Below are 26,071 nucleotides of genomic sequence, written 5' to 3'. Positions count from 1 at the left end.
GTTGGCGTGCATGGCCGGACAGGACCACCTGACGCGGGTCGCCGCAACGGGAACCGGTGAGCTGCTGCTCTACGGCCTCACGCCGCCACCGCGGGACCAGATCGCCGCCAAGGTCGCGCGGACCGTCCACCGGGCCCGTGAGCGCCGCAACCGGATCCGCCCCGACGCCACCATCGTCTACGACCTCGTCGACGAGCCCGGCCACAGCGGACGCCCACGCCCCTTTCCGTTCACCCCCACCCAGCCGCCGGTCGACTACGTCCGCACGCACCTGCGTGGGACCGACGGCGCCGTCGTCCTCTACCGCAACGCCGGCGCGCACACCGAGGACGAGCTGCGGGCCTGGCTCTCGGAGCTGGAGGAGGGCACGCCCATCGTCCTCGTCGGGGCCGTCTCCGACGACGTGGAGATGGCCACCTCACTGCCGCGCGCCCAGGAGATCGCCCGCGCCGAACGCCCCGACGCGCCGCTCGGCGGCATCACGATCGCCGAACGACACGCCCTGCACGGCGACGAGCACGAACGGCTCTTACGCAAGCAGGAGTCAGGCTGTTCCTTCTTCGTCTCCCAGGTGGTCTACGACGCCGATCCGGCGGTGCGGCTGCTGCAGGACTACGCGCCGGCCGTGATCCGCGCCGGGATGCGCCCGGCCCCCATCGTCTTCGCCCTCTCGCTGTGCGGCTCCGCCAAGCAGCTCGACCTCCTGGAGTGGCTCGGCGTCGCGGTCCCCGACGACATCCCCGAGGCGCTGCGCCACGGACCGGACCCGCGGGGTGAGTCCACGCGCCACTGCCTGGAGGTCGCCCGCCGGCTCACCACGACGTGCCGGGGGTTGGGGCTGCCGTTCGGCTTCGCCGTCGAGAGCGTCTCGGACCTGCGGGCCGACGCCGACGCCGCCGTCGAACTCGCCCGCGAGGTGGGCGCGCTCCTGCGCCGCTGAGCACGTCAGTGCGCGAACGTCGGGGCGAGGGCGAGAACGTCAGCCGATGAGGTCGGCCAGCGCTGCGTGGAAGCCGGAGAAGTCACGACGCTCACCGGCCTCGGTGACGAGCATCCACGCGATCGTGCCGTCGGGAACCACGAGATAGGTACCGCGGTGGGCGAATCCGCCCCGCTCGTCGAAGACCCCGTAGGAGCGGGCCACCTCGCCGTGCGGCCAGAAGTCCGACAGCAGCGGGAAGAAGAAGGCCTCCGCGTCGTCCCAGGCGCGCAGCGTGAACATCGGGTCACAACTGATCGCCACCGTGCTCACGTGCTCGCTCTGGAAGCGGGCCAGGTCGTCGCGGATCTCCTGCAGCTCACCGGAACAGATCCCGGAGAACGCGAAGGGGTAGAACACGAGCAACACCGCCCGGTCGGCGGTCAGCTCCTCCAGCGTGACGACCTTGCCGAACTGGTTCGACAGGGAGAAGGCGGGGGCGGTGTCTCCGACCGAAAGCGTCATGGACCCAGTGTGCCAGTCGGGTTCGGCGGCGCGTACGCCCTCGCCGGGACGAGCCGCAGAGCTCAGCGGCGGGCGGTCTTGGGCGCCACCAGCCGGGTGGCCGACCACTCGGGGGTGAGGTTGACGCTGGCCGCCGCGTGCAGCCCCGCGGTCTCCGCCGCCTCCGCCACATCGCTCGGGTCGACCTCGCCGGGCAACCCGACCTTGGGGCTCAGGAGCACGATGAACCCGTGGTCCTCGAGGGTGGCCAGGGCGTCGACGAGCGCGTCGGTGAGGTCACCGTCGCTGTCGCGCCACCAGAGGAGCACGGCATCGACCACGTCCTCGAAGTCCTCGTCCTCGAGGGCGCCGTCGATGGCCTCCTCGATCTGAGCCCGAAGCTCGTCGTCGATGTCATCGTCGTATCCGAGTTCGAGGACCACCTGGTCCTCGGTGAAGCCCAACTTGGATACCGGTCCGGCCGTGGACGCCGTGCCAACCACTCGTATCTACCTCTCTGAAGTGGGCGGCATGGCCGTCCCCTTGTACCGTTTCGACTCTGGTGCACTCTTTCACGTCATCACTAGTGCACCGTTTCACATGCGATCTTGCAAGCACGTGATCGTATTCGGCGCGGTTCGTCCCGGTTTCGGGCGGGCCCGCGCGTCCGACGGAGAGGGCGAAGGACGATGGGTCGACGCACCACCCGGACCACCGCGGTCCGCGTCGAGCTCACGCCCGAAGGCGTCCACACCCGCGCACGGCCCGACACGGTCGCCGTCGAGGAGCCGCTGGAGATCAGGGTCGACGGCGAGAGCCTCACGACGACGATGCGCACTCCCGGCGACGACTTCGACCTCGCTCTGGGCTGGTTGCTCGGCGAGGAGGCGATCGGCGGCGCCGCTGACGTGGCCACGATGATGCACTGCACCGACGTGGACGAGGACGGCCGGCCGACGTTCAACGTCGTCGACGTGAGTCTCGCCCCGGGGGTGCGCCTCTCGCCGGGCGTGTCGGCGCGGCGCTCGGTGACCACGAGCGCCTGCGGGATCTGCGGCAGCGACAGCATCGAGGCGATCCTGCAGCGGGCCCGCGCCGACATCCGCGCCGACGACACCCCGCTCTCCCCCGAGGTGCTCACCGGCCTCGTGGACACGATGCGCGGGCAGCAGCGCAGCTTCGACCGCACCGGCGGCGTGCACGCGGCGGCCCTGTTCAGCGCTGAGGGTGAGCTGCTGTGCATCCGGGAGGACGTCGGGCGACACAATGCCGTCGACAAGGTGCTCGGGTGGGCCGCGCGCGAGGACCGGCGCCCGGGGATCGCGCGCGTCCTGCTCGTCAGCGGCCGGGCAGGCTTCGAGCTGGTCCAGAAGTGCGTCATGGCCGGCATCCCGACGATGGCGGCCGTGTCGGCCCCCACCTCGTTGGCGGTCGATCTCGCCGAGCAGGCAGGACTGACCCTCGTGGGATTCCTCCGGCCACCTAATTTCACGGTATACTCCGGTTCATATCGGCTGAACCTCCCCTGAGCCCTCATCAATCTCTGTCGCCCCCTCTCCGAGAACAAGCCCGGACCGGCTACTAAGGTGACTGTGATGCAGGTCGCCTTCGGCGGCCGTAGTCGCCGGTAGAAAGGACACACACGTGCGCCCGGACGATGCAGGCCCGATCATCAACGGCCTACCGAGTCGCCTCCCCGACATCGACCCCGATGAGACGCAGGAGTGGCGAGAAGCGCTCGACGGCCTCATCGCCGAGCAGGGGCAGCAGCGAGCCCGATACATCATGCTCAGCCTCCTGGAACACTCCCGTGTCCGTCAGGTCGGCGTCCCCTCGCTCACCACGACGGACTACATCAACACCATCCCGCTGGAGCAGGAACCGTGGTTCCCCGGTGACGAGGACATGGAGCGGGCCTTCCGCCGTCTCATCCGGTGGAACGCCGCGGTGCTCGTGCACCGTGCGCAGCGTCCCGGCGTCGGCGTCGGTGGTCACATCTCGACCTACGCCTCGGCCGCGACCCTGTACGAGGTGGGCCTCAACCACTTCTTCCGCGGCCAGAACCACCCCGGCGGCGGCGATCAGGTCTTCTTCCAGGGCCACGCCTCCCCGGCATGTACGCCCGCGCCTACCTCGAGGGACGCATCCCCGAGAAGCAGATGGACGGATTCCGCCAGGAGCACAGCCACGTCGTCGACGGCAAACCGCTCGCCCTGCCGAGCTACCCGCACCCGCGGCTCATGCCCGACTTCTGGCAGTTCCCGACCGTGTCGATGGGTCTGGGCCCGATCAACGCGATCTACCAGGCGCAGTTCAACAAGTACCTGACCAACCGCGGCATCAAGGACACCTCCGACCAGCACGTGTGGGCGTTCCTCGGTGACGGCGAGATGGACGAGGTCGAGAGCCGCGGTGCCCTGCAGTGGGCGGCCATGGAGGAGCTCGACAACCTCACGTTCGTCGTCAACTGCAACCTGCAGCGTCTCGACGGCCCGGTGCGCGGCAACGGCAAGATCATCCAGGAGCTGGAGGCGTTCTTCCGCGGTGCGGGCTGGAACGTCATCAAGTGCATCTGGGGTCGCGGCTGGGACGACCTGCTCGCGGCCGACAGCCAGGGCGCCCTCGTCCACCTGATGAACTCCACCCCGGACGGCGACTACCAGACGTTCCGCGCGAACGACGGCCAGTTCATCCGCGAGAAGTTCTTCGGACGCGACCCGCGCACCCGCAAGCTGGTGGAGAACTGGACCGACGACGACATCTGGTGGAAGCTCAAGCGCGGCGGCCACGACTACCACAAGGTGTACGCCGCCTACGACCGCGCGGTGCGTCACTCCGGCCAGCCGACGGTCATCCTGGCCCACACGATCAAGGGCTACACCCTCGGTCAGCACTTCGCCGGCCGCAACGCGACGCACCAGATGAAGAAGCTCGCGATCGAGGACCTTAAGTCGCTTCGCGACACGTTGCACATCCCGATCAGCGACGAGCAGCTCGAGTCCGACCCGTACCTGCCGCCGTTCTACAACCCCGGCCCCGACGACGAGCGCATCGAGTACCTGCTCGAGCGTCGCCGCAAGCTCGGTGGCCCGGTGCCGGAGCGGCGCGCGAACGCCCAGCACATCCACCTGCCCGACAGCTCGGCGTACAAGTCCATCAAGAAGGGCTCGGGCAAGCAGCTCGTCGCCACGACGATGGCCTTCGTGCGTCTGCTCAAGGACCTCATGCGCGACAAGGAGTTCGGCAAGCGCGTCGTGCCGATCATCCCCGACGAGGCCCGCACGTTCGGTATGGACTCCTTCTTCCCGACGAGCAAGATCTACAACCCGCACGGCCAGAACTACACCTCGGTCGACGCGGAGCTCATGCTCGCCTACCGCGAGTCTCCGCAGGGGCAGATGCTGCACCTGGGCATCAACGAGGCCGGTTCGGTGGCGGCGTTCACCGCCGCGGGTACCTCGTACACCACCCACGCGGAGCCGATGCTCCCGGTGTACGTCTTCTACTCGATGTTCGGCTTCCAGCGCACCGGCGACGCGATCTGGGCGGCCGCCGACCAGATGGCACGCGGATTCCTCATCGGAGCCACCGCGGGTCGCACCACGCTCGCCGGAGAAGGCCTGCAGCACATGGACGGTCACTCCCCCGTCCTGGCCAACTCCAACCCGGCCGTCGTGCACTACGACCCGGCGTTCTCCTACGAGATCGCCCACATCGTGGAGTCCGGCCTGGCACGCATGTACGGCGAGGACCCCGAGGACGTCATCTTCTACATCACCGTCTACAACGAGCCGATGCAGCAGCCGGCCGAGCCGGACAACCTCGACGTCGACGGGCTCCTGCGCGGCATGTACCTCTTCTCCGAGGGCGACGGCGAGGGCATCGAGAACGCCGAGTCCGCGCCGCACGCGCAGCTGCTGGCCTCCGGTGTCGGTGTGCCGTGGGCGGTGGAGGCGCAGAAGCTCCTCAAGAACGACTGGGGCGTCATCGCCGATGTGTGGAGCGTGACGAGCTGGGGTGAGCTGCGGCGCGAGGCCCAGGCCTGCGACGAGCAGAAGTTCCTCCACCCCGACAGCGACGAGCGGATCCCGCACGTCACCCGCTGCCTGCGTGACCGTCAGGGTCCCGTCGTGGCCACCAGCGACTACGCCAGCGAGCTGCAGGACTTCATCGCTCCCTGGGTGCCCGGTGACTACGCGGCCCTCGGCGCCGACGGGTTCGGGTTCTCCGACACCCGCCAGGCGGCTCGGCGGTTCTTCCACATCGACGGCCCCTCGATGGTCGTCAAGGTGCTGCAGATGCTGGCCGAGCGTGGTGAGGTCTCCGACTCGGTGCCTCGCGAGGCCGCGGCCAAGTACAAGTTGCTCGACGTGACCGCCGGCGCGTCCGGCAACGCGGGCGGCGAGTCCTGACCCGCATCTGACGCCCGGGCATGACCGTGGGCCCCTCCGACCGGCCGGTCGGAGGGGCCCACGTGTGTCTCGCGACAGTCTCCCGTGTGGAACAACCCCCAGGGGGTGGCGGTGTCAGCGACCCTGTTCGGCCCAGAACTCCTTGCGGGCGACGACGCCGGTGTCCGGGTTGTCGGTGAACACCCCGTCGATCCCGGTCCGCAGGTACACGACCATCTCCTCCACGGCGTCGCCGTAGTCGGCCGGGTTCGTGCCGCGGCGGAAGTCCGTCGCCATGAACTGGTTCTCGTTGCGGAAGGTCCACGGGATGACCTCGAGGTCGCGCGCGTGCGCGTCCTTGACCAGGGACGTCGGCTCGCCCAGGCTGCCATCGGCCTTCTTGGGGATGACGAGTTCCTTGACCGGCCCGATGCCGTCGGCGAACGTCGACAGCTCGTCCAGACCCTTCGGCGACATCCAGTAGGCGTAGTCGCGGGAGTCCTTCTTGGCCACCAGGTCGTACGGGCCGCCGGTGGCCGAGGCCAGGAACGTCGAGTTGGCCTTGTAGCCCAGGGTGCGGACGTAACGCAGGTTGCTGATCTCGAAGGACTGCAACCACATCGGCGAGCTGGGCTTGTTGAGGTGGTACTTCTTCGCGAGCGTGACGAACGGCTTCTCGGGGTCGAACCCGGCCTCGTGGAAGTACGCCGAGTGCTTGATCTCGGGGATGACGCCGATGGTGCGGCCGTACTTCTTCGACAGGGACTCGCGCAGCTTGAGCACCTCCTCGAAGGTCGGCACGTCGTCCATCCCGTCGTAGATGGTGTTCTGCTGACGGACCTCGGGCAGCCGCTCCTTGGCGCGCAGGGTCTTGAGCTCGGCGAGGGTGAAGTCCTCGGTGAACCAGCCCGTCGTCTTGACGCCGTCGAGCGACTTGGTCGTCTTGCGCTGGGCGAACTCGGGGCGGGAGGCCACGTCGGTGGTGCCCGAGATCTCGGGCTCGTGACGGTCGACGAGCACGCCGTCCTTGGTCATCACCAGGTCGGGCTCGATGTAGTCGGCCCCCATCTGCACGGCGAGTTCGTAGGCGCCGACCGTGTGCTCGGGGCGGTAGCCCGAGGCGCCACGATGCGCGACGACGAGCGGAGAGGGCATCTTCGTCCTGCTGTTCTCACGGTGCTTGCCACGGGTGCCGTGACCCTCATTCTGCCCGGAGATCCCGTGCGCCCGGGCGGAGTCGCCCTCGGCGACCTGCGCAGGGGCGGCGGAGACGGAGGTGGCTGTGGCGGTGAGCAGGAGCGCGGCGGAGACCGCGGCAACGGGCAGTAGTCGCTTCATGAGCGCGATCCCACACCGCCCCGGCCACGCCGAACGGTCGTCGTGATGACGAACCGGTGATCTGAAGCCGAACGCAGGGTGGACGAATCCGCCTGGGACAGCAGGAGGCCCCGCACCGAAACGGTGCGGGGCCTCCTGAGAAAACCTGTGTCCGAGATCAGCCGATCACGGAGATGTTGGACGCCTGCGGGCCCTTCTGGCCGGCCGTGGTCTCGAACTCGACCTTGGCACCCTCGTCGAGCGAGCGGTAGCCGGAGGAGTTGATGGCGGAGAAGTGCGCGAAGACATCGGCGGAGCCGTCGTCGGGGGCGATGAAGCCGAAGCCCTTTTCGGCGTTGAACCACTTCACGGTGCCAGTCGTCATATCCAAACCTCTTTCCGAGTGGGGCCACCCGTATCTCGGGGGCTCCGGAGTGCTGATGCGTACGACACTTGAGCTCAGAAAGACGCACGACCCACGTGGGCCGGTACAGACATGCTTCGCCAATGCCAACTTCAACAACGCGACTCACCCTACCCCATGGTGATCGGGGTGCACAGTGGGGGTCGGCGCCGGCGACCTGCGGCGTCGAGGAGACGGCCGGCGGATTACCGTGACCCCATGAGCGAGGCCCGGTGCAGCGAGGAGACCGTCGCGCGCCTGGAACGCTCCATCGGGACGCTGACCACCGCGGCCAACGGCCATCTGGAGTCCACCCTCGACTGGTATGGCGCCCTCCCCGCCGCGGAGCGCTCCTGGGTCTCGGTCGTCGCGCACACGGGCATCGCCTCGTTCGTGCGGTGGTGTCGGGGATCGGACGACATCACCCGCCTGACCTCCGCGATCTTCGGCGCGGCCCCGACCGAGCTGACCCGCTCCATCTCCCTCCCCCAGACCCTCGACCTCATCCGCGGGGTCCTCGAGGTCGTCGAGTCGCGGGTCGACGACCTGGCGTCGCCCGGAGACGAGGCGGCGTTCACCGAGACGATCCTGCGCTTCTCCCGTGAGGTCGCCTTCGCGGCGGCCCACGTCTACGCGTTCGCCTACGAACGGCGGGGAGCCTGGGACGCGCGACTGGAATCCCTCGTCGTCGACGCCCTGGTCCGCGGTGACGGGCAGGAGGACGTCGCGCTGCGCGCCAACGCGCTCGGGTGGGGCGACACGGCCCCGGTCCTCGTCGTCGTCGGGCGTTCACCCCAGCACGCCGACGTGGGGATGGACGCCCTGCGCCGGACCGCCGAACGGGCGCGGATCTCCTGCCTCCTCGGGGTCCAGGGACGCACGTTGATCGCGGTCCTGGGTGGGGAGGGCGTGCGCGAGGCCGCCGACGGTGTGGCCGCGCACTTCGGTGACGGCCCGGTCGTCGTCGGCCCGGTCGTCCCCCGCCTGTTCGCCGCCGGACGGTCCGCGCGGGCCGCGCTGTCGGGGTTGCTGGCGGCTCCGGCCTGGGCGGCGGCGCCGAGGGTCGTCGACGCCGACGACCTCCTGCCCGAACGCGCGCTCCTCGGCGAGAAACCGGCGCGGACGATGCTCGTCGAACGCACCTTCACGCCGCTGCACGCCGCGGGCGGCGAACTCGTCGAGACGGTCACGGCCTACCTCGACGCCGGGCGGGGCCTGGAGGCCACCGCCCGCGCGATGTACGTTCACGCCAACACGGTGCGCTACCGCCTCGGGCGCGTGGCTCAGCTCATCGGCCTCGACCCGACCGTCCCGCGGGAGGCCCACGTCCTCGCCACCGGGCTGGCGCTGGGGCGTCTCGCGCCGTCGGAGGCCCGGTTCCGGCGGATGCGGCCGACGGAGTGACCCCGCCCACACCCGCCCGAGCCCCTCACGTTTTGTAGGAATCCTCCAAAAGACCGGCTGGTAGTTGTAGCCGTCCGAGACGGTGATCGGGACGTGCGTCCGACAGGCTGGGCTGGTGCTGGTCATCGTCTGCCCTGGACAGGGCGCTCAGGTCCCCGGTCTGCTCACCCCGTGGCTCGAGGTCCCCGGCCTCCGTGGCCGCCTCGAGGCCTACGCCGAGGCCGCGGACGTCGATCTGCTCGCCCACGGCACGACCTCCGACGCCGACACCATCCGCGACACCGCGGTCGCCCAGCCGCTCATCGTGGCCAGCGGTCTGCTCAGTCTCACCGCGCTCCTCGACCCCGAGGGCGCCGAGGCCACCGACGTCGTGCCGACGCCACCGGCCGTCGCCGTCGCCGGACACTCCGTGGGCGAGTTCACCGCCGCGGCGATCTCCGGCGCGTTCACCCCGGCCACCGCGATGCGGCTGGTCGGCGTGCGCGGGCGGGCCATGGCCGGGGCCAGCGGCGCCCACCCCACCGGCATGAGCGCGGTCCTCGGCGGAAAGCCCGAGGAGGTGCTGGCCGCGATCGAGGAGCACGGCCTGACCCCGGCCAACGTCAACGGCGCGGGCCAGGTGGTGGCCGCGGGCGACCTCGAGGCACTCGCCGCACTCGGCGCCGCTCCGCCCGCCCGCACCCGGGTCGTGCCCCTGTCGGTCGCCGGGGCGTTCCACACCTCCTACATGGCCTCCGCGGTGCAGGCCCTGGACGACGCGGCCGGTTCGGCCGAGGTCGCCGACCCCCGCGTCCCGGTCGTCTCCAACCGCGACGGGCAGGAGGTCACGAGCGGCACCGAACTCGTGAGGCGCCTCGTGGACCAGGTGAGCAACCCCGTCCGGTGGGACCTGTGCATGGAGCGCTTCGCGGCCCTGGGTGTCACCGGCATCCTCGAGCTCGTCCCCTCCGGCACGCTCGTGGGTCTGGCCAAGCGCGGACTCAAGGACGTCGAGCGCTTCGCGCTGGCCGGACCCGACACCCTGGACGACGCCCGCGCGTTCGTCCAGGCCCACCAGAGCGAGAACGCATGAGCGGCGAGGAGATCCGCCTGGCCCAACGGCGCGGATCGGAGTACACGGCCATCCTGGGCCTGGGTGACCACCGGCCCGAACGCGTCGTGCCCAACGCCGAGATCGTCGAGGCCATCGACAGCAGCGACGAGTGGATCCGCGACCGGTCGGGCATCAGTGCGCGCCGTGTCGCCGCCCCCGAGGAGACCGTGGTCGCCATGGCCGCCTCGGCCGGCCGGGCCGCGTTGCAGGACGCGGGAATCGCTCCCGAGCAGCTCGACCTCGTCATCCTCGCGACGATCACCCACCCCTGGCAGACGCCGGCCGCCGGCCTGATGGTCGCCGACGCCCTCGGCGCGACGCACGCGGCCGCCTACGACCTCGGCGCCGCGTGCTCGGGGTTCTGCTACGGCCTCGCGGCCGCCGACGACGCGGTCCGTGCCGGGTCCGCGACACACGTCCTGGTCATCGGTGTCGAGAAGTTCTCCGACTTCCGCGACCCCGCCGACCGCACGACGGCATTCATCTTCGGCGACGGAGCCGGCGCCGCGGTGGTCGGCCCCTCGGACTCCCCCGGCATCTCCGCCTCGGTGCTCGGCGCCGACGGATCCGGCGCCATGCAGATCGCCCAGACCCGCGACTGGACCGCGGTCCGGCGCGACTGGGAGACGATGGAATCCAGCGGAACCCTGCCCGAGGAGGTGTTCCCCTTCCCCTCGATCGGGATGGAAGGGCCGTCGGTGTTCCGGTGGGCCGTCACCAAGATGGCCCCGGTCGTCGACGAGATCCTCGACGCGGCCGGCATCACCGCCGACGACCTCGACGTCTTCGTCCCCCACCAGGCCAACGTCCGCATCATCGACGCCATGATCAAGCGCATGAAGCTGCCCGAGCACGTCGTCGTCGCCCGCGACGACCTCGTCGACATGGCCAACACCTCGGCCGCCTCGGTACCCCTGGCCCTCACCCGCCTGGTGCGCGAAGGGCGCGCCAAGAGCGGGGACCTGGCTCTGCTCATGGGATTCGGAGCCGGACTCGCCTGGGCGGGCCAGGTCGTCCGCATCCCCTGACCGACCACATCCACAGACTCCCGCCGTCCGACGGGACCTCGGACATCAACCGACCACAGCGCTACGACACGAAGGAGAAGCCCATGGCATCCGATCAGGAGATCCTCGCCGGCCTGGCCGAGATCATCAACACCGAGACCGGGATCGAGGCCGAGGCCGTCGAGCCCAGCAAGTCCTTCCAGGAGGACCTCGACATCGACTCCCTCTCGATGATGCAGATCGTCGTCGAGGCCGAGGACAAGTTCGGCGTCAAGATCCCGGACGAGTCGGTCAAGGACCTGCGCACCGTCCAGGACGCCGTCGACTTCATCAAGAACGCGTCCTGATCCACCCGGGTGCGGCCCGCGGGCCGCACCCACCCCCGCCGTCACCGATGGCCCACAGTCGTCGACCGACGACCCCACAGAGAGCTCCATGCAGGAGGAACCGCCCATGTCCACCACTTCAGACCGGATCGTCGTCACCGGTCTCGGCGCGACGTCGCCCCTCGGCGGCGACGTGTCCTCGACCTGGGAAGCGCTGCTCGCCGGCACCTCCGGCGCCCGCCGGCTCGAGGCCGACTGGGTCGAGGAGTACAACCTCCCGGTGACCTTCGGTGCGACCCTGGCCGTCCCGGCCTCGGACGTGCTCACCCGGGTCGAACTGCGTCGCCAGGACCCGTGCGCCCAATACGCCCTCATCGCCTCACGCGAGGCGTGGAAGGACGCGGGCAGTCCCGAGGTCGAGCCCGAGCGCCTCGCGGTCTCCGTCGGGTCGGGCATCGGCGGCATCGACACCCTCATCACGGCCTGGGAGAACCTGCGCGAGAAGGGTCCTCGACGGGTCTCCCCGTTGGCGGTCCCCATGCTGCTGGTCAACTCGCCCACGGCCATGGTCTCCCTCGAGCTCGGTGCCCGCGCCGGCGGTCACACGCCGGTCAGCGCGTGCGCCTCGGGCGCCGAGGCCATCGGGTCGGCCATCCAGATCCTGCGCACCGGGCGCGCCGACATCGTCGTCGCGGGCGGCTCCGAGGCGGCCGTCCACCCGCTGCCCATCGCCGGATTCTCGGCGATGCAGGCCCTGTCCACGCGCAACGACGACCCCGAGCGCGCCTCGCGACCGTATGACGTCGACCGCGACGGATTCCTCATCGGCGAGGGCGCGGCCATGCTCGTGCTCGAGACCTACGACCACGCGGTCGCGCGCGGCGCCAAGATCCACGCGGAGCTGGTCTCCGTCGGTGTCAGCACCGACGCCCACCACATCGCCGCACCCGAGCCCGAGGGGATCGGCGCGGCCACGGCCATGCGCCTGGCGCTGGAGTCCGGTGACATCGACCTCGCCGACGTGGTGCACCTCAACGCGCACGCGACCTCGACCCCCGCCGGTGACGTCGCGGAGTCCAAGGCGGTGCGCTCCGCGCTCGGCGGGCACGTCGACCACGTCGCGGTCAGCGCCACCAAGTCCATGACCGGGCACCTGCTCGGCGCGGCCGGCGCTCTCGAGGCGATCTTCACGATCAAGGCCCTGCAGGAGCGCACGGCCCCGGCGCAGATCAACCTCGACACGATGGACGAGGCGATCGACCTCGACGTCGTCGCCGGCGACCACCGCACCCTGCCCGAGGGCGACATCGTCGCGCTGGACAACAGCTTCGGCTTCGGCGGACACAACGTCACGCTGGCGTTCCGACGCATGAGCTGACCAGGCGCCGAGCAGGCCCTGACGGCAAGACGAAGGACCGGCCGAACACCCCCGAAAGGGTTCGGCCGGTCCTTCGACGTTCGAGCCACTGTCGCCGAAGGACCGGTTCCATCCCCACGAACCTGTTCTCCGACGACGACCGATGTGCGTTGCACGCAGTTCCGACGCACACCGTCCTCCCGGCGCCCCCAAGGCGCCGAGGAAGAGTCAGCTGACCCTGTACAGCCACCTCGTCGGGGCGCCGTCGCCCGCGTGGCGGAAGGGGTCGAGTTCGGCGTCCCACGCCGTGCCTAGTGCGCGATCGAGCTCGGCACGCAGCCCGGCGCCGTCGGTGGTGCGCAACACGGCGCGAAGGCGATCCTCGTTGACGACCGCGTCGCCGTTGGCCGCCAGCCAGGTGTGGTGGATACCCAGGCTCGGAGTGTGGGTCCAGCGAGAGCCGTCACAGCCCGGGCTGGCGTCCTCGGTCACCTCGAAGCGCACGCTCTCCCAGCCGCGCATACCGCTGGCCAGGCGCGCGCCCGTTCCTGCTTCACCGCCCCAGGCGAACTGGGCGCGCATGAGCGAACGACCGAGTGGCTGGGGTTGCCAGTCCAGACGGACGGGCTGACCCAGCACGGTTTCGAGTGCCCACCCGATGTGCGGGCACAGCGCCACCGGAGATGAGTGCACGAACACCATCCCGGTGGTCATCAGCGTCGACGGTGCGACCGACATTCGAACCTCCTGCGTGTGAGGGACGTCTTCCCCAACGACCTCGGGTGCAGGTGGTGGATGATCTGGGCGACCGGATCACCGATGACGATATGGACGACCACGACGGCCGCTTATGTCGAGATCGGCGGCAGAAATGCCACCGATGTCGTTTCATTGTGCCCCAGGCCCCCGAAGGTTCCAACCCATGATTTCGTCAAGATTCGGCATGGCGTCGGGGCGGGCCTTCCCCCGCACCTCCCCCGCGAAGCGATGGGTGCCATGCGGCCGACTGGACGGCTGACCTGGTCGGACGTCCGGATGCATTCAAAACCTCACCCCCATACTGGACAGGTGATCAAGACGTACGGTTCACTCATCGACGACGGGCGACGCAGAAGGCTGCGACCGCTGGGGAACGGAAAGCCCGAACCGGGAGGGGAAGAGCACATGAACGAGAACACGATGCCGGCGCCGGGAATGCAGAGCGCCATGGCCATCCTGACCGCACGTCTGCAGAGCATGGACGGCGGTTGCACGGTCAACGAGTACGTCGACGTCCTGCGCGACGAGATGGGCGAGCAGGACCCGCTGATCCTCACCTCGGCCATGGCGAGCCTCGCCTCGGCGCTTCTCGCGATCGCCTCCGGCGGCACGAAGATCCCGCCGTACGAGCTGTTGTCGACGATCGGTCTCACGCTCGCCGACGCCTGAGGCGTCTGCCACGCGCAGTCACATACGAGAGGAGCGGCCCGCTGATGCGGGCCGCTCCTGTCGTGCGTCGGGTGAGATGCGCGATCGCGCGACTCACCCATGAAAGGTCGAGAAGGATCAGGAGGGGCAGCTGCCCGCGCCCTGCTTGAACGAGATGTGCACGTGGTCGTAGTGGTTCGCGGTATCACCGCCGCGGTCCTCCATCGGGCGGTAGCCCGACATGCCGGGCTGCCAGTAGCCCTGCTCCCAGATGACGTACTTGACGTTGAGCCCGCGCGCGTTCGCGCGGACCCAATTCGCGATCTCCGTGCCCTTCTCGCCACGCACCATGACGTCGATGGCGTGACCGGTGTGGTGGTCGCTACGACCGCTGCCCGGCCGGTGGCCACCGATGTTCGTCATGCCGAACTCGGCGGCGATGCGGGCACGGACGGCGGCGGGCCAGGACTGGAGACCGGAGGTGCCCGGCCCGGTGGACAGGCGGCAGGACATCGCGAGGCCTTGCGCGTTCTGCACGTGGGTGGAGAACGTTCCGACGCGGGGCGCGGGGTGGGCGTTGGCAGGGGCGGCTGTGGCCACACCCGTTCCGGCGGCGATCGCTGCGGCGCAGGCCGCAGCGATGACGGAGGGACGGGCGAGACCGCTCAGGGGAAAGCGACTCATGGCCTGAAGGCTGCACGACGTGATCTGTCCGTGTCCATTCCGTGACCTCAGTGTTATCCCAGTTCTGACCGGGAGTTTGCCCGGGCTTTGCCCAGAGGCCCCGTTCTCCACAGGAATCGGCGACCTGCCCCCGCGGCGCTCACTCGTCCACAGGTGCGCCACACGACGGTGTCCGGGTGCGCGGATGTTCCTAGCGTCGAGGCACCACCCATCACCTCACCTGGAGGACCGAGAATGAGCACGTCCAGCAGATACTCCGTCACCGACGGCGCGATCGCGCGCCATGCGGGCAACCTCGACACCACGCATCAGGCCATGAACGCCGCGCTCACGCAGTTCAGCGCGTCCCTGGCCGCGCTGCCCGGCGCCTGGCGCGGAGCCTCCTTCGCCTCCTTCACCGACGTGCAGACGCGGTGGCAGAAGGCGGCCTCCGAACTCAACCGGGCCCTGGAGGACATCCGTGGGAGGGTGGCCACCTCGGCGACCGTCTACGACACGGGTGAGGCCGACCAGGCCTCCGCCCTGCGTCACGTCGGCCAGTCCGTGGACTGGTCCGCGGGATCGTTCCGAGGCTGAGGAGACCGACATGATCATCAGCTACGACTCCTCCGTCGCCCGCGACGCCGAGGCTCAACTGCGTTCCACCGCAACCGGACTGCAGCAGACCCTGACCGAACTGTCCTCCTACGTCGCCGCGGTCTGCGCCGGCTGGGAAGGCGATGAGCAGGCCGTCTACCAGGACATCCAACGTCGCTGGGACGGCGCCGCCGGAGAGATCCACGAGATCCTCACGCGCATCACCCTCGCCCTCGGCACCAACACCGAGTCCGTGGAGACCATGCGCGCGCGGGTCAGGTCCACCCTGGCCGGGTGAGGGTATGCCCGCATCGACCTCGGCGACATCCGCGCCCTCGGCACCTTCGGGTGCCGAGGGCGCGGCCCTGACCACCCGGACACTGCCCGACCGCGACCTCCTCGAGGACCACCGGATCCGGCGAGGTCGCCTCTCGGGCGCCCTCGGTCGCGGTGAGGCCCCGGCCCGCTCCGGCCCGACCTGGCGTCATGCCGTCGGCGGGTTGCTGCTCGCCGCGGTCGCCCTCGGTGGGACCGCGGTCGGGGCCACCGTGCAACGGCATCTGCCTTCGACGGGGAGCCCGTTCGCCCCGACCGGCGCCCAGCCGTCCGCGCACACTTCGCCCTCGACGTCGCCGGCGCCCGTTCCCCCGTCGCCGACGACGTCACCGGCGGAGTCGTTCGGTGAGGCCCGGCCCTACGGCCCGATGGCTCAGAACTTCTCCCAGACCCCGCGGTAGAGGTCGAAGACGCCCGCGAGCAGCAGCGGCACGAGGATCACGGCCAGGTGTTCCACCACGTCCACCAGTCGCCGTGTCCGCCCCGCCGTCACGGGCGTCACCCCCGCTCGGTCGCCGTGGCCAGCAGCACGACCAGCACCGTCAGCGCCACGACGAGCACCGGGACGGCCCGGGTGTCCTCGCCGGCGACCGACACGACCAGGACGTGCGCGGCGGCCAGCCCGGCTCCCAACACGAGGGGGACGACGTGGATCGGACGCACCATCGCTCTGGCCCGTGCCCCCGTCAGGGCGGCGATCGTCAGGGCCAGCAGGCCACCGAACGCACCCGCGGTCGCGAGGGGACCGGCGAGCGCGACGACCGCCACGCCCACGACGAGAGTGATCGCGGCCAGGTCGTCCGAGGCGCGGTCCACCGCCTCGCGCACCCGGTCCTCGCGAACCTGCTCACCCGCGGCGACCCGGTCGTCCAGCCGTCCCAGCCCCGAGGTCGCCAGCGAGATCCGTGGTCCGGCCGCGAGGACGCAGACGGCAGCGGTCGCGGCCAGTGCCGCCGCGCGAGGTTCGTCGTGCACCGTCAGCGTGGCCGCCGCATGCACGCCCGACACCGCGAACAGGCTGCCCAGGGCGACGACCGCCGGTCGCCACCACCGACCGGGCACCGTGGCGAGGGCGACGACGGCGACCGCCAGGGCTCCCCCGATCGCCGCCAGGGCCGCCGTCCCCACGCCGGCACCGATCGCCTGGGCCGCCGACCAGGCCGAGACCGCGACGGCGGGAAGGGCCGCTGCTCCGGCCATCGCGGCGACCGTCCGCCCGCGGGTGAGGAACGGTGCCGCCAGACCGATGACCATGGCCGTCACCGCGAGGATCAGTTCCTCCTCCCGCCCCGTCCGGACGACCACCGTGGCGCTGGGGGCGATGAGCACCGCGAGCACGGTGGTGATCACTCCGCCCAGGCCGGGTCGCGCCGGCCCACCGGCAGCGCGGGCGTGTTCCGCGACGTCGTCCACAGGCGGCGACGCCTCGACGGCGGTGCGAGGACGCAGCAGGAGCACGTCACCGTCGGTGAGGGGGCGCTCGTGGCCCAGGGTCCGCTCCAGCGGCAGCACCCCTCGCGTCGGGTGGAGCAGTTCCCACCCGGTGGAGGACGCATCACGGTCATGACCTGCGACGACGAGGCGGACGACCTCGGCGCCGACCACGTCGTCGGCGACGGCGAGATCGGTGTGGCCCGTGGGGCTGAGGACGGTGAGCCGCACGCAGCGGCGGATCGCATCGGACATGTGTGTGGCCTTCGTCGTGGAGGACGCGAGCGTATCCCCAGGCTCCGGCGACGTGGTGACCACGCGAGGCCGCAGCGGGACCAGGGTGGGGATCCCGATCGAAGGAGAGGCCATGACGACCACGTCCCGCCCACGCCGGGCGAGTCCTGCGCCCGCTCCCCGCGTCCAGGTGCTCCCCCGCCCGCCCGCCGCTCCCGACCCGACGGCGGTCGGCGGGCTGCTCCAGGTGGTCCTGCCCGCGATGGGTGGCCTGGGGATGGTGCTGTTCCTCATCGCCGGACGCAATGCGCTGATGCTGATCGCCGGGATGATCATGCTGGTCGTCACGGTCGGCGGAGCGATCGGGATGGCGGTGACGACCCGGTTCGGGCCGCGGCGGCGTTTCGTCCAGGCCCGGGAGCAGTACCTGGAGGGCCTCACCGACGTGCGGGGCGAGATCCGCGAGGAGACGCGGCGTCAACGCCGCCACGACGACGACCTGCATCCCGACCCGGTCGCCCTGTTCGGCCGCGTCCTCTCCGGCACGGTCTGTCCGCGTTCACGGACGGCTCCCGAGTCGAGCCGGATCCGGATCGGCGCGGGAGCCCTGCCGCATCCGGTGCGCATCGACCTCCCGGAGGCCGAGGGCGATCCGGTGACCAACCGGGCGATGGAATCCCTCGCCCACGCCTACCGCGTCCTGCCGTCGGCCCCGCTCCTCCTCGATCTGACCGACGCCCGCATCCACCTGCTCGGCGACCTCGCGGACACGCGGGCCGTGATCCGCGGGGTCCTGCTCCAGGCCGCCGCCGCGCTTCCGCCGGAGAGTCTCCGGCTCACGGTCCTCACGCACGAGCCCCGGGAGTACGCCTGGGCACGGTGGCTGCCGCACCTGCAGGGCCCCGACGGCACCACCCGCATCGGTCCCGACCTGCAGCCACCGGAGCAGACCGGATACGGGACCCGCCCCGACGGTCGCCCCGTCATCGGTCACCTTCTCGTCGTCGAGGGCGAGCAGATCACGGTGGCGGGCGAGGGCACCTGCCTGATCCGCCTGTCCGGCGCCGAGGAGGAGGGTGTCGGCATCGAGGTGGCCGTGGCACCGGGCGGAGCTGCCGTGCAGCTGAGTCGCGACGGCGTGGAGTACGCCTCCGGGCGGCCCGACGTCGTGGACGCGGGATTCGCGGAGTCCACGACGCGCGCCGTCGCGGCACGGCACGGGGGCGACGACCGGGTCGCCGCGACGACCGGGGTCCTCGCGCCGGCCAGAGTCCTCGGTGTCGACCGGCTCGAGGACTTCGACCCCGCACGCTCCTGGCGGCCCGGCGCGCCGCCGGACCTGCTCACGGTGCCCGTCGGCTGCGACGCCGACGGTGAGGAGGTCAGGCTCGACCTCAAGGAGTCCGGTCACGGCGGTGTCGGTCCGCACGGCCTTCTCGTCGGCGCGACCGGCTCGGGCAAGTCCGAACTGCTGCGCAGCATCGTCCTCGGGCTGGCCGCCACCCACCACCCCGACGACCTGGCCTTCGTGCTCGTGGACTACAAGGGCGGCGCGACCTTCGCGGGGCTCGAACGACTCCCCCACGTGGCCGGCGTCGTGACCAACCTCGGGGACGACCTCGGCCTCGTCGACCGGATGCACACGGCCCTCTCCGGTGAGATCACCCGCCGCCAACAGGTGCTGCACGACTCCGGCCGACTCAGCGACGTCTACGCCCATCGCGAGGCCCGGCGCCGCGGTGAGGTCGACCAGCCCCTGCCCCATCTGCTGGTCGTCGTCGATGAGTTCGCCGAACTCCTTACCGCCACACCCGATCTGCTGGATCTGTTCACGACCATCGGGCGGATCGGGCGGTCGATCGGGGTGCACCAGTTGCTCGCCTCCCAGCGCCTCGACGACGGTCGGCTGCGCGGGCTGGAGGCGTTCCTGTCCTATCGCTTCGCCCTGCGCACGTTCACCCCCGAGGAGTCCCGCGCCGTCATCGGGTCCACGCTGGCGGCCGAACTGCCCGTCACGCCCGGCGGCGGATACCTCCGCACGGTCGAGACCACGCGGTTCCAAGCGGCCTACGTCTCCGGGCCGGCTCCCGATCCCCGGCCCGTCCTGCCCGACCGGGTGCAGGAGATCGACTGGTTCGGGTCGGCGGACCGACCCCGCGCATCCGCCACGGCGGAGGCGTCGACGCGCCCGGGTCCACCGCCCGCCGGGGCCGGCTCGTTGCTGGCCACCGCTGTGGATCTCATGGCCGCCGCCACGGAGCGCACGCGGCCGGTCTGGTTGCCCCCGCTGCCCGAGCGCCTGGTCCGCAGCGACCTCGACGGCCTCACGGATCTCGGCGACGCCGCGAGCCTGCCTTTCGTCGCCCGCATCGGCCTGGTCGACCTCCCCGCCGAACAGCGTGTCGCCCCACTGGATCTCGATCTGCGAGGCGGCAGCAGTCACCTCGTCGTGCTCGGTGGCCCGGACAGCGGCCGCTCCAGCACGCTGCGCGCCCTCGTCCACGCCCTGGCGGAGCGGCACGGCCCCGAGCACCTGCTCGTCCATGCCGTCGACCTCGACGGCGACAGCCTGCGCCCGCTCGAGGACCTCCCCCAGGTCGGGTCGGTCGCCGGCCGACGCGAGGAGGAACTGACGCGACGGATCCTCGCCGACGTGGTCCGGACCATCGACCTGCGAGCGGACGCCGGCCCCGCCGGCCCCACCGAACGCCCCGAGCTGCTGCTGCTGGTCGACGGCTACACCACCCTTCGCGCGTCGGAGGACGTGCACGAGCAGGTGGTGGCGGTCGCGACGCGCGGCGCCGACCTCGGCGTGCACCTCGTCCTCACCGCCTCCCGGTGGCACGACCTGCGACCGGCGCTACAGACGTCGTTGCACACGCGCCTCGAACTCCGGCTCGGTGAGCCGATGGACTCCGTCGTGGACCGGCGCCTGTCGGCGCACCTGTCCGCCGCGGGTCCGGGACGGGCGCTCGTCGATGCCGGCCGGCCTGCTCAGATCGTCCTGCCCGGGGACGGGATCGACGAGCGCGCCACCTACCGGCGCATCGCGGCCCGGCACGAGCGCCGGGCACGGCCCGTGGCACTCCTGCCTCGCGACCTCCGGTTCGCGGACCTGCACCTGCCCGATCGTGCGGCGTCGCGGTGGTGGATCGGTGTCTCCGAGCAGGACCTTCGCCCCGTGGGCCTCGGTGAGGACGCACCCCATCTCCTCGTCGTCGGTGATCGGCGCAGTGGCAGGACCAGCCTGCTCAGGTCGCTCGTGCAGCAGTCGCTGGCCGATCCCACGTCGGTGATCGCGGTCATCGACCCCCGTCGCACCCTGCTCGACGACGTCCCGGCCGACCGGCTGGCGGGCTACGTCACGCACGCCGCTGGCGCTCACACGCTCGTCGCTTCGCTGGTCACCGAGCTGGAGACCCGCAGCGCGCGCCTCACCGGCGCCGACCCGCGCCGGCCGGCGGACGCGGCCGCGCGACCGTCCCGAATCCTGCTCGTGGTCGACGACGCCGAGCTCGTCATCGGCGGGCTCAACCCCCTGGCCCCGCTGGAACCCTTCCTCGCGACGGGGGCCGACATCGGCTTCTCCCTCGTCCTGGCGCGCCACTGCGGCGGCGCCGCCCGGGCGTTGTACGACCCGGTCCTGCAGCGCATCAAGGAACTCGGCTGTCCCGGCGTCCTGCTGTCGGGCGACGCCGAAGAGGGACCCCTGTGGCCGGGCGCCGCCCTTCGGCCGCTGCCGCCGGGCCGAGCCGTCCTCGCCAGGCGTGGGCAGGCCCCCACCCTCATCCACCTCGCCCGCCCGTGACCCGCCGGAGACCTCGATGACCACCCTGACCGCTCCGTCGGCAACGCCGTTGCCGACCACCCGTCACGAACGACGGACGCAGTCCCGTCGCGTGCGGCGACGTCGACGTGAACTCTGGCTCATCCTCCTCGTGATCGTGGCCGTCGCGGTCCCCGCCGTGTGGGTGTTCACCCGCGGCGGCCCGGACTCCCTGACGGCCGTCGACCGGTATCCCGGCTCACCGCCCGCGGAGTGGGGGCCGGAGGCGACGTGGGCCTCCCCACCGTTGTTCCCCGGCACCCGCCCGGTCGTCGCGGGTACCGACGACGTCGTGCTCCTCACCGCGCAGCGCCGCCTCATGATGATCGGCGCCGCGGACGGCACCGTCCGGTGGGGTGCCGATCTGCCCGAGGGTGAGCTCACCTCCCCACCCACCCTCACCCGCATCGGTGGACGTGACGTCGTGTCGGCGCAGGTGGGCGCGCGTCTGCTCTGGTGGTCCCGGGACGACGGGTCCTCGGACGGACTCGACCTCCCTTCGGGCGCGACGGTCTCGCTGCTGGGCGAGATCCCGCTCGTCGCGCTCGGCGACGGGCAGGTCATGGCGGTCACCGACGACCGTCCGAAACCGGTGGCGCTGCCCGCGGCGTCCACGGCCCTCGCCGCCCACGAGGACGGGCAGATCACCGCGGCCGGTCCCGCCGGATGGTGGCACGTGCTTCCCGACGGGAGCGTCGGATCGTCCGGGGTCTGGGAGAACCCGGCGCGCCTGCTCCCCACCGTCGTCGGCTACACCGGCGGGTTCGTCATCCTCGTGCGCCCCGGCACGCCGGCCGCCGTCGAGGTCCACGCCGACCGGACGACCGATGTCCGGTACGTCTTCGGCGGCCCGGTCGAACTCCCCGGGGGCGTCGGTGCGCCCATCACGTGGAACGCCTCGCCGTCGGCCACCTGGGGCGTTCTGGGACGCACGTTGGTCGACCTGCGGGCGGGTCGACTGCAGGACCTCGGCGCGTGGAGCACCCGCGTGGTCACGGCCGATCGCGCCTACGGACACATCGACGGCCAGACCGTGGTGGTCGGACCTCGGATCTCCCGGGGGCGCTCGCGCCCGGCGAGGCCGTGCCCGACGCCCTCACCGCCTCCGGCGCCCTCGTGCGCGGACCGGATCAGAGCACCGCCGACGCTGCCGATCCCGCAGCCGGCACCGACCCGCGCCGCCCCGCAGACACCCTCTATCTCCTCCCACCCCGAAGGGCCACCTCATGACACCCCTCGCCCGCGTGGTCCTCGCCTCGACGACGGCCCTCGCGCTCACCCTCGCCGGGAGCCACGCTCCCGCCCAGGCGAATCCCGTCGATCCGACGGTCCAGGTGGTCCTCCCCGTCGTCGACGGGGGCATCACCGTGGTCGTCGCGCCCGGGTATCCGGGGGCTCCTGGTGGTCCTGGCGTTCCTGGAAGTGCGGGCCCGGCGGCCGTGCCCGCACCCGCGCCGGCGCCCGTCGTCGTGCAGGCCGATCCCGCCCCGGCTCCCCTGCCCGGCAGCATCCTGCCGCCATCCCCGCCCGTGACGCCGTCCTCACCGGCGGCGCCTTCCGCCGCACCCGCGCCCGCGCCCGCGCCCGCACCGTCATCGGGGCAGCCGTCGACCCCGGTGCCGGTGCCGTCCGCGGTCGAGGCGTCGCCGTCCACCTCACCGTCGCCGGCCTCCCCGACGTTCGATCTGCCCTCCGCGCGACCCACCTACGCCTCGGGTGCACCGACCGCGGCGTCTGCACAGCCTGGTCCGGCCACGGACCCGTCGCCGACCGCGCAGAGAGCACCGGCGGCGCGCGCTGGGGGTCCGTTCGCGTTCGGGGTGTTCGCCCACTCCACCGAACGCACGGCCCGCTTCCAGGAGAAGGTCGGACGCAAGGTCGAGGTGCTGGGTGTCTTTCCGGCGCGCGGGTCGTGGGAGTCGATCATGGACACCTGGTGGCTCGATCGCGCTCCCGAGGGGTTCTCCGGGGTGCTCGATGTCGGAGTTCCGTTGTGGCAGGAGGACGGAGACCTCGACACGGCCGCCGCGGGCGGCTACGACCAGCAGTGGGAGACGCTCGGGCGCACGATCCACGATCGCTACCCGGGGTCGAGCGTGCGGATCGGGTGGGAGTTCAACCTCGGCGGATGGAAGCACCATGCGACCCCCGAGAACGTGGAGCAGTGGAAGGCGGCGTTCCGGCGCGCCTCGACCGCGCTCAAGCGCGGCGGCCCGAGCCTGCTCGTCACGTGGAATCCCAACAAGGGGCGTGGAGACTCGCTGCCCGATGCGTCCGCCGCGTGGCCGGGGGACGACGTCGTGGACATCGTCGGACTCGACGCCTACGACTGGTGGCCCGCCTACAGCGAGTCGACCTGGCCCGAGCACCGCGACGGCGACCAGGGGTGGTCCCACTGGCTGGAGTTCGCCCGGTCGCACGGAAAGCAGTTCGCCGTGCCCGAATGGGGTGTGGCCCCCGGGAACGACCACGGCGGGGGCGACAACCCCTACTACATCGGGGTCGTCATGGATTTCCTCGCCGCCGAGCACGCCAAGGACGGCATCATCCATTCGGCCGTCTACTTCGACGAACCCGAGGCCTACATCGCCAACTCCATCGGTGACGGGCAGGTGCCCCTGGCCGGTGAGCGACTCGCGGCAGCGCTGACGCAGCTGGGCGAGCCCAGGTCCGGCGCGAGGACTCCCGTCGCCGCTGCAGGGTCGGCGTCCCCACCGTCAGGCGCGACACCCGTTGCGGCGCCGTCGAATCCGGCTCAGGCGGGGTCGAGTCCGCAGCCGGGTGAGACATCGCCGGGAGCACCAGCGTCGACGCCGACCCCGTCGGAGTCGTCGTCGGGAGCAACGGGGCAGGCTCCGGCGCCACCGGACGCTTCCGCTCGTCCGTCCGAACCGGCCGCACGCTCCGACGGTGAGCCGCCGGTGGAGAACGGGGCCGACGACGCCTGGCGCTCCTCGGGCGGGCACGGCCCGGTCCCCCGATGAGCGCGTCCCTCGCGTTCGCGATGGCGTGGGCGTTGGGGACCGTCGCCGAGACGTCGCCACCGCAGGCCACGCCGGAGGTGCAACCCCACCTGCGGACCGCGCCCCAGGACCGTCAGGACGAACGGCCGGACGAAGCCAGCTCGGCCGGGCGGACGCCGACGACGGTGCAGGTCCTCGTGCCGGTCCGCCTCGACCGGGCGGTGACCATCGCGGTCGGCGCGCCGGCCGATCCCCGCATCCACGCGCAACCTCCGGCCTCCTCCCCCGCCGGGTCTCCGTGGACGCCACCCGCCGTCACCCACCCACCGACCGCAGCCCCCACACCGGCGGGACCCCCCACGCCCACGACCCCCGAGATGCCCGCCCGATCGACCCCGGCCGACGTTCCGACCCCGGCCACGACGACCTCGGCCGCACCCACGCCGAACTCCTCCACACCGAACTCGAGACCGAACTCCCCGACGCCCACATCGACGACCGGGCCGACGGACCGCGCCGTCGGTACGCCCCGGGGGCCACGCGTCGACGCGCCGACGGGTGCACCAGGCCCGGCGACGGTCACCGCCGCCCCCACCTCCGACGCGCCCGACCTTCGCCCCCCGAGCTCCGCCGCCTCCCCCGAGGCGTCCCGTCCCACCGCCACCTCGACACCACCGCCGCACAGCCCGGCCGAGCAGTCCGCCCCGCCTCGGACGCCGGGCCACGTCCCGACGACGCGCACCCGGACGGTGCCGACCCCGACCACACCACCGGATCCCATGTCCACGCGATCTGCCCATCCCTCACCGCCGGCGACGAGTCACGAACGTCTCCCCGACGCGACCACCCCGACCGCGGCGCCGCCGACGACCGCCGTTCCGAGTCCGTCCCCCTCCACCACGGCGCCGACACCGGCACCCACCCTGGCCCCCACGTCGCAGTCCTCCACCTCACCGACCGGACAGGTGTCGCCCAGCGCGTCCCTCCCCGACGCTGCGGAAGCACCGCCGCCCACGGTGCGCACGGAGTCGCCGGACCCGACCGAGATCACCGGACCCGTCATCGACCGTCATCCCCCGCGTGACGACGAGCGCTCGAAGCCGCGTGACTTCGGTGATCGGTCGCGGTCGGCCGTTCCGCAGTGGGCGTCGGGGGCGCGGGTCCCCACCGATCGGCTGACCCGCGCGGAGGGGGCGATGGTCGTCCCCCGCGACGTGGTCGAGGTCGTCCTCCCGGGTCGCCGGTGGGACGAGCTCACCTCGGCCAACGCGGCGTTCGACCTGGTCGGGCGGCAGGGCCGTCAGACGGTGTGGTCGGTGCCGTTGAACGTGCAGCGGGCGCCTCTCGACGCCGTCGCGGGGGACGTCACGATGCCGCATGGTCCGAACTCGGCCGCCAGGTGAGCCGCGAACGCCGCGCCTCCGTCGTCCGGATCCTCGTGCCGGGTGACGCCGACCCGCAGCAGGCGGTCGCGGCCTTTCGGCGCGCCTCCGCGGCCGTGCGGCAGACGCCCGGGGTCGCCGTCGAGTGGAGCGTCTCCGGCACCGTCGATCCGGCGCGCATCGCCGCCCTGTGGCCCGGTGCGGAGGCTGTCGACATCGTCGGTGTCGAGGCCGGACGGTCCTCGTCGTGGGCTGCCGAGGTCGCCGGAGCGGGTGGCCTCGCGGACTGGGCGGGGTGGGCCCGTTCCCAGGAGAGGCGACTCGCCGTGCATTGGCCCCTCGACGCCGGAACGACCCCCGATCGGGTCCGGCAGATGGCCGACTGGCTCGACCTCGCCGCACGGACGTCGACCCTGGCCTACGACACCGTCTCCGTGAGTGAGGACGTCGAGGCCCGCACCCTGAGTGCCTACCGGCGTCTGTGGGCGGAGTGAGGGTGGTCGTGGCGACC

The 26,071-nt window shown here is 71.6% G+C and carries 25 protein-coding genes and 1 pseudogene; 16 read left to right on the top strand and 10 right to left on the bottom strand.

Annotation, left to right across the window (positions count from 1 at the left end; translation table 11 throughout):
- Positions 1 to 10 precede the first annotated feature (10 nt).
- Positions 11 to 940: a 5,10-methylenetetrahydrofolate reductase gene (locus tag QQK49_RS06875; protein WP_284303294.1), complete on the top strand. Its 930-nt coding sequence runs from the start codon at positions 11 to 13 to the stop codon at positions 938 to 940.
- A gap of 39 nt (positions 941 to 979) precedes the next feature.
- On the opposite strand, the gene QQK49_RS06870 is transcribed toward QQK49_RS06875, so the two are convergent.
- The gene (locus tag QQK49_RS06870) at positions 980 to 1,444 is read right to left on the bottom strand and encodes a peroxiredoxin (RefSeq protein ID WP_284303293.1); all 465 of its coding nucleotides are present in this window, start codon (positions 1,442 to 1,444) and stop codon (positions 980 to 982) included.
- Positions 1,445 to 1,506: 62 nt separating this feature from the next.
- Positions 1,507 to 1,932 (bottom strand): DUF3052 domain-containing protein, encoded by a 426-nt coding sequence (locus tag QQK49_RS06865; protein ID WP_431310576.1) that lies wholly within the window; start codon positions 1,930 to 1,932, stop codon positions 1,507 to 1,509.
- 180 nt (positions 1,933 to 2,112) lie between these two features.
- On the opposite strand from QQK49_RS06865, the gene fdhD reads away from it, so the two are divergent.
- Positions 2,113 to 2,952, top strand: a complete 840-nt coding sequence (gene fdhD / locus QQK49_RS06860; protein WP_284303291.1) for a formate dehydrogenase accessory sulfurtransferase FdhD — start codon at positions 2,113 to 2,115, stop codon at positions 2,950 to 2,952.
- Between the two features lie 115 nt (positions 2,953 to 3,067).
- Positions 3,068 to 5,835: pseudogene (gene aceE / locus QQK49_RS06855) on the top strand (pyruvate dehydrogenase (acetyl-transferring), homodimeric type).
- A gap of 114 nt (positions 5,836 to 5,949) precedes the next feature.
- On the opposite strand, the gene QQK49_RS06850 reads toward aceE, so the two are convergent.
- Both QQK49_RS06850 and QQK49_RS06845 read right to left on the bottom strand, forming a co-directional pair.
- Complete coding sequence (locus QQK49_RS06850; RefSeq protein WP_284303290.1) at positions 5,950 to 7,152, bottom strand: glycerophosphodiester phosphodiesterase; 1,203 nt, start codon at positions 7,150 to 7,152, stop codon at positions 5,950 to 5,952.
- Positions 7,153 to 7,309: 157 nt separating this feature from the next.
- Positions 7,310 to 7,516 (bottom strand): cold-shock protein, encoded by a 207-nt coding sequence (locus tag QQK49_RS06845; protein WP_284303289.1) that lies wholly within the window; start codon positions 7,514 to 7,516, stop codon positions 7,310 to 7,312.
- A 237-nt stretch (positions 7,517 to 7,753) separates the two neighbouring features.
- Here QQK49_RS06845 and QQK49_RS06840 point away from each other — a divergent pair, with 237 nt between their 5' ends.
- The 5 genes from QQK49_RS06840 to fabF all read left to right on the top strand — a co-directional run bounded on the left by QQK49_RS06840 (position 7,754) and on the right by fabF (position 12,742).
- Positions 7,754 to 8,938: a PucR family transcriptional regulator gene (locus QQK49_RS06840; RefSeq protein WP_284303288.1), complete on the top strand. Its 1,185-nt coding sequence runs from the start codon at positions 7,754 to 7,756 to the stop codon at positions 8,936 to 8,938.
- 115 nt (positions 8,939 to 9,053) lie between these two features.
- On the top strand, positions 9,054 to 10,010 hold the full coding sequence (locus QQK49_RS06835; RefSeq protein ID WP_284303287.1) for an ACP S-malonyltransferase: 957 nt from the start codon (positions 9,054 to 9,056) through the stop codon (positions 10,008 to 10,010).
- Positions 10,007 to 11,059, top strand: coding sequence for a beta-ketoacyl-ACP synthase III (locus tag QQK49_RS06830; RefSeq protein ID WP_284303286.1), 1,053 nt, complete (start codon positions 10,007 to 10,009; stop codon positions 11,057 to 11,059). Before QQK49_RS06835 ends, QQK49_RS06830 begins: the two co-directional genes overlap by 4 nt.
- Before the next feature lie 83 nt (positions 11,060 to 11,142).
- A complete protein-coding gene (locus tag QQK49_RS06825) occupies positions 11,143 to 11,385 on the top strand; it encodes an acyl carrier protein (RefSeq protein ID WP_284303285.1) in 243 nt (80 codons plus the stop codon).
- Positions 11,386 to 11,491: 106 nt separating this feature from the next.
- On the top strand, positions 11,492 to 12,742 hold the full coding sequence (gene fabF, locus QQK49_RS06820; RefSeq protein ID WP_284303284.1) for a beta-ketoacyl-ACP synthase II: 1,251 nt from the start codon (positions 11,492 to 11,494) through the stop codon (positions 12,740 to 12,742).
- Positions 12,743 to 12,949: 207 nt separating this feature from the next.
- On the opposite strand, the gene QQK49_RS06815 is transcribed toward fabF, so the two are convergent.
- On the bottom strand, positions 12,950 to 13,459 hold the full coding sequence (locus QQK49_RS06815) for a DUF3145 domain-containing protein (RefSeq protein ID WP_284303283.1): 510 nt from the start codon (positions 13,457 to 13,459) through the stop codon (positions 12,950 to 12,952).
- Between the two features lie 426 nt (positions 13,460 to 13,885).
- Here QQK49_RS06815 and QQK49_RS06810 point away from each other — a divergent pair, with 426 nt between their 5' ends.
- Entirely contained in the window at positions 13,886 to 14,149 is a 264-nt protein-coding gene (locus tag QQK49_RS06810; RefSeq protein ID WP_284303282.1) for a hypothetical protein, read from the top strand.
- Positions 14,150 to 14,266: 117 nt separating this feature from the next.
- Here QQK49_RS06810 and QQK49_RS06805 read toward each other — a convergent pair whose 3' ends face one another.
- Positions 14,267 to 14,812 carry a VldE C-terminal domain-containing protein gene (locus QQK49_RS06805; RefSeq protein ID WP_284303281.1) on the bottom strand — a complete coding sequence of 182 codons (546 nt, stop codon included), beginning with the start codon at positions 14,810 to 14,812 and terminating at the stop codon, positions 14,267 to 14,269.
- Positions 14,813 to 15,046: 234 nt separating this feature from the next.
- On the opposite strand from QQK49_RS06805, the gene QQK49_RS06800 reads away from it, so the two are divergent.
- The 3 genes from QQK49_RS06800 to QQK49_RS06790 are packed head-to-tail and all read left to right on the top strand — an operon-like array spanning position 15,047 to position 16,125.
- Positions 15,047 to 15,388: a WXG100 family type VII secretion target gene (locus QQK49_RS06800; protein WP_284303280.1), complete on the top strand. Its 342-nt coding sequence runs from the start codon at positions 15,047 to 15,049 to the stop codon at positions 15,386 to 15,388.
- Positions 15,389 to 15,398: 10 nt separating this feature from the next.
- Entirely contained in the window at positions 15,399 to 15,686 is a 288-nt protein-coding gene (locus QQK49_RS06795; protein ID WP_284303279.1) for a WXG100 family type VII secretion target, read from the top strand.
- Between the two features lie 4 nt (positions 15,687 to 15,690).
- Positions 15,691 to 16,125, top strand: coding sequence for a hypothetical protein (locus tag QQK49_RS06790; protein WP_284303278.1), 435 nt, complete (start codon positions 15,691 to 15,693; stop codon positions 16,123 to 16,125).
- On the opposite strand, the gene QQK49_RS06785 is transcribed toward QQK49_RS06790, so the two are convergent.
- On the bottom strand, positions 16,098 to 16,226 hold the full coding sequence (locus tag QQK49_RS06785) for a hypothetical protein (protein ID WP_284303277.1): 129 nt from the start codon (positions 16,224 to 16,226) through the stop codon (positions 16,098 to 16,100). The genes QQK49_RS06790 and QQK49_RS06785 overlap by 28 nt on opposite strands.
- Positions 16,223 to 17,410 carry a ubiquitin family protein gene (locus QQK49_RS06780; protein ID WP_284303276.1) on the bottom strand — a complete coding sequence of 396 codons (1,188 nt, stop codon included), beginning with the start codon at positions 17,408 to 17,410 and terminating at the stop codon, positions 16,223 to 16,225. Before QQK49_RS06780 ends, QQK49_RS06785 begins: the two co-directional genes overlap by 4 nt.
- Before the next feature lie 112 nt (positions 17,411 to 17,522).
- Here QQK49_RS06780 and eccCa point away from each other — a divergent pair, with 112 nt between their 5' ends.
- A complete protein-coding gene (gene eccCa / locus QQK49_RS06775) occupies positions 17,523 to 21,197 on the top strand; it encodes a type VII secretion protein EccCa (protein WP_284303275.1) in 3,675 nt (1,224 codons plus the stop codon).
- 217 nt (positions 21,198 to 21,414) lie between these two features.
- Here eccCa and QQK49_RS06770 read toward each other — a convergent pair whose 3' ends face one another.
- A complete protein-coding gene (locus QQK49_RS06770) occupies positions 21,415 to 21,891 on the bottom strand; it encodes a hypothetical protein (RefSeq protein ID WP_284303274.1) in 477 nt (158 codons plus the stop codon).
- A gap of 550 nt (positions 21,892 to 22,441) precedes the next feature.
- Between QQK49_RS06770 and QQK49_RS06765 the strand changes: the two genes are divergently transcribed.
- Positions 22,442 to 24,199, top strand: coding sequence for a glycoside hydrolase family 26 protein (locus QQK49_RS06765; protein ID WP_284303273.1), 1,758 nt, complete (start codon positions 22,442 to 22,444; stop codon positions 24,197 to 24,199).
- A gap of 112 nt (positions 24,200 to 24,311) precedes the next feature.
- On the opposite strand, the gene QQK49_RS06760 is transcribed toward QQK49_RS06765, so the two are convergent.
- Positions 24,312 to 24,965, bottom strand: a complete 654-nt coding sequence (locus QQK49_RS06760) for a hypothetical protein (RefSeq protein ID WP_284303272.1) — start codon at positions 24,963 to 24,965, stop codon at positions 24,312 to 24,314.
- Between QQK49_RS06760 and QQK49_RS06755 the strand changes: the two genes are divergently transcribed.
- Positions 24,958 to 25,581, top strand: a complete 624-nt coding sequence (locus QQK49_RS06755) for a hypothetical protein (protein ID WP_284303271.1) — start codon at positions 24,958 to 24,960, stop codon at positions 25,579 to 25,581. The genes QQK49_RS06760 and QQK49_RS06755 overlap by 8 nt on opposite strands.
- The gene (locus tag QQK49_RS06750; RefSeq protein WP_284303270.1) at positions 25,578 to 26,054 is read left to right on the top strand and encodes a hypothetical protein; all 477 of its coding nucleotides are present in this window, start codon (positions 25,578 to 25,580) and stop codon (positions 26,052 to 26,054) included. The genes QQK49_RS06755 and QQK49_RS06750 overlap by 4 nt, the downstream gene beginning before the upstream one ends.
- The last annotated feature ends 17 nt before the right edge of the window (positions 26,055 to 26,071 follow it).

This window comes from Mobilicoccus caccae, assembly GCF_030161635.1.
Classification (GTDB): Bacteria; Actinomycetota; Actinomycetes; order Actinomycetales; family Dermatophilaceae; genus Mobilicoccus; species Mobilicoccus caccae.
This window is presented reverse-complemented; position numbering and strand designations above follow the sequence as displayed.

Excerpts from the sequence above, each read along its gene's own strand:
- QQK49_RS06875 (WP_284303294.1), top strand. The coding sequence starts at position 11 with ATGGCCGGACAGGACCACCTGACGCGGGTCGCCGCAACGGGAACCGGT.
- QQK49_RS06870 (WP_284303293.1), bottom strand. The coding sequence starts at position 1,444 with ATGACGCTTTCGGTCGGAGACACCGCCCCCGCCTTCTCCCTGTCGAAC.
- fdhD (WP_284303291.1), top strand. The coding sequence starts at position 2,113 with ATGGGTCGACGCACCACCCGGACCACCGCGGTCCGCGTCGAGCTCACG.
- QQK49_RS06850 (WP_284303290.1), bottom strand. The coding sequence starts at position 7,152 with ATGAAGCGACTACTGCCCGTTGCCGCGGTCTCCGCCGCGCTCCTGCTC.
- QQK49_RS06845 (WP_284303289.1), bottom strand. The coding sequence starts at position 7,516 with ATGACGACTGGCACCGTGAAGTGGTTCAACGCCGAAAAGGGCTTCGGC.
- QQK49_RS06840 (WP_284303288.1), top strand. The coding sequence starts at position 7,754 with ATGAGCGAGGCCCGGTGCAGCGAGGAGACCGTCGCGCGCCTGGAACGC.
- QQK49_RS06830 (WP_284303286.1), top strand. The coding sequence starts at position 10,007 with ATGAGCGGCGAGGAGATCCGCCTGGCCCAACGGCGCGGATCGGAGTAC.
- QQK49_RS06825 (WP_284303285.1), top strand. The coding sequence starts at position 11,143 with ATGGCATCCGATCAGGAGATCCTCGCCGGCCTGGCCGAGATCATCAAC.
- fabF (WP_284303284.1), top strand. The coding sequence starts at position 11,492 with ATGTCCACCACTTCAGACCGGATCGTCGTCACCGGTCTCGGCGCGACG.
- QQK49_RS06815 (WP_284303283.1), bottom strand. The coding sequence starts at position 13,459 with ATGTCGGTCGCACCGTCGACGCTGATGACCACCGGGATGGTGTTCGTG.
- QQK49_RS06810 (WP_284303282.1), top strand. The coding sequence starts at position 13,886 with ATGAACGAGAACACGATGCCGGCGCCGGGAATGCAGAGCGCCATGGCC.
- QQK49_RS06805 (WP_284303281.1), bottom strand. The coding sequence starts at position 14,812 with ATGAGTCGCTTTCCCCTGAGCGGTCTCGCCCGTCCCTCCGTCATCGCT.
- QQK49_RS06800 (WP_284303280.1), top strand. The coding sequence starts at position 15,047 with ATGAGCACGTCCAGCAGATACTCCGTCACCGACGGCGCGATCGCGCGC.
- QQK49_RS06795 (WP_284303279.1), top strand. The coding sequence starts at position 15,399 with ATGATCATCAGCTACGACTCCTCCGTCGCCCGCGACGCCGAGGCTCAA.
- QQK49_RS06790 (WP_284303278.1), top strand. The coding sequence starts at position 15,691 with ATGCCCGCATCGACCTCGGCGACATCCGCGCCCTCGGCACCTTCGGGT.
- QQK49_RS06780 (WP_284303276.1), bottom strand. The coding sequence starts at position 17,410 with ATGTCCGATGCGATCCGCCGCTGCGTGCGGCTCACCGTCCTCAGCCCC.
- eccCa (WP_284303275.1), top strand. The coding sequence starts at position 17,523 with ATGACGACCACGTCCCGCCCACGCCGGGCGAGTCCTGCGCCCGCTCCC.
- QQK49_RS06765 (WP_284303273.1), top strand. The coding sequence starts at position 22,442 with ATGACACCCCTCGCCCGCGTGGTCCTCGCCTCGACGACGGCCCTCGCG.
- QQK49_RS06755 (WP_284303271.1), top strand. The coding sequence starts at position 24,958 with ATGTCCACGCGATCTGCCCATCCCTCACCGCCGGCGACGAGTCACGAA.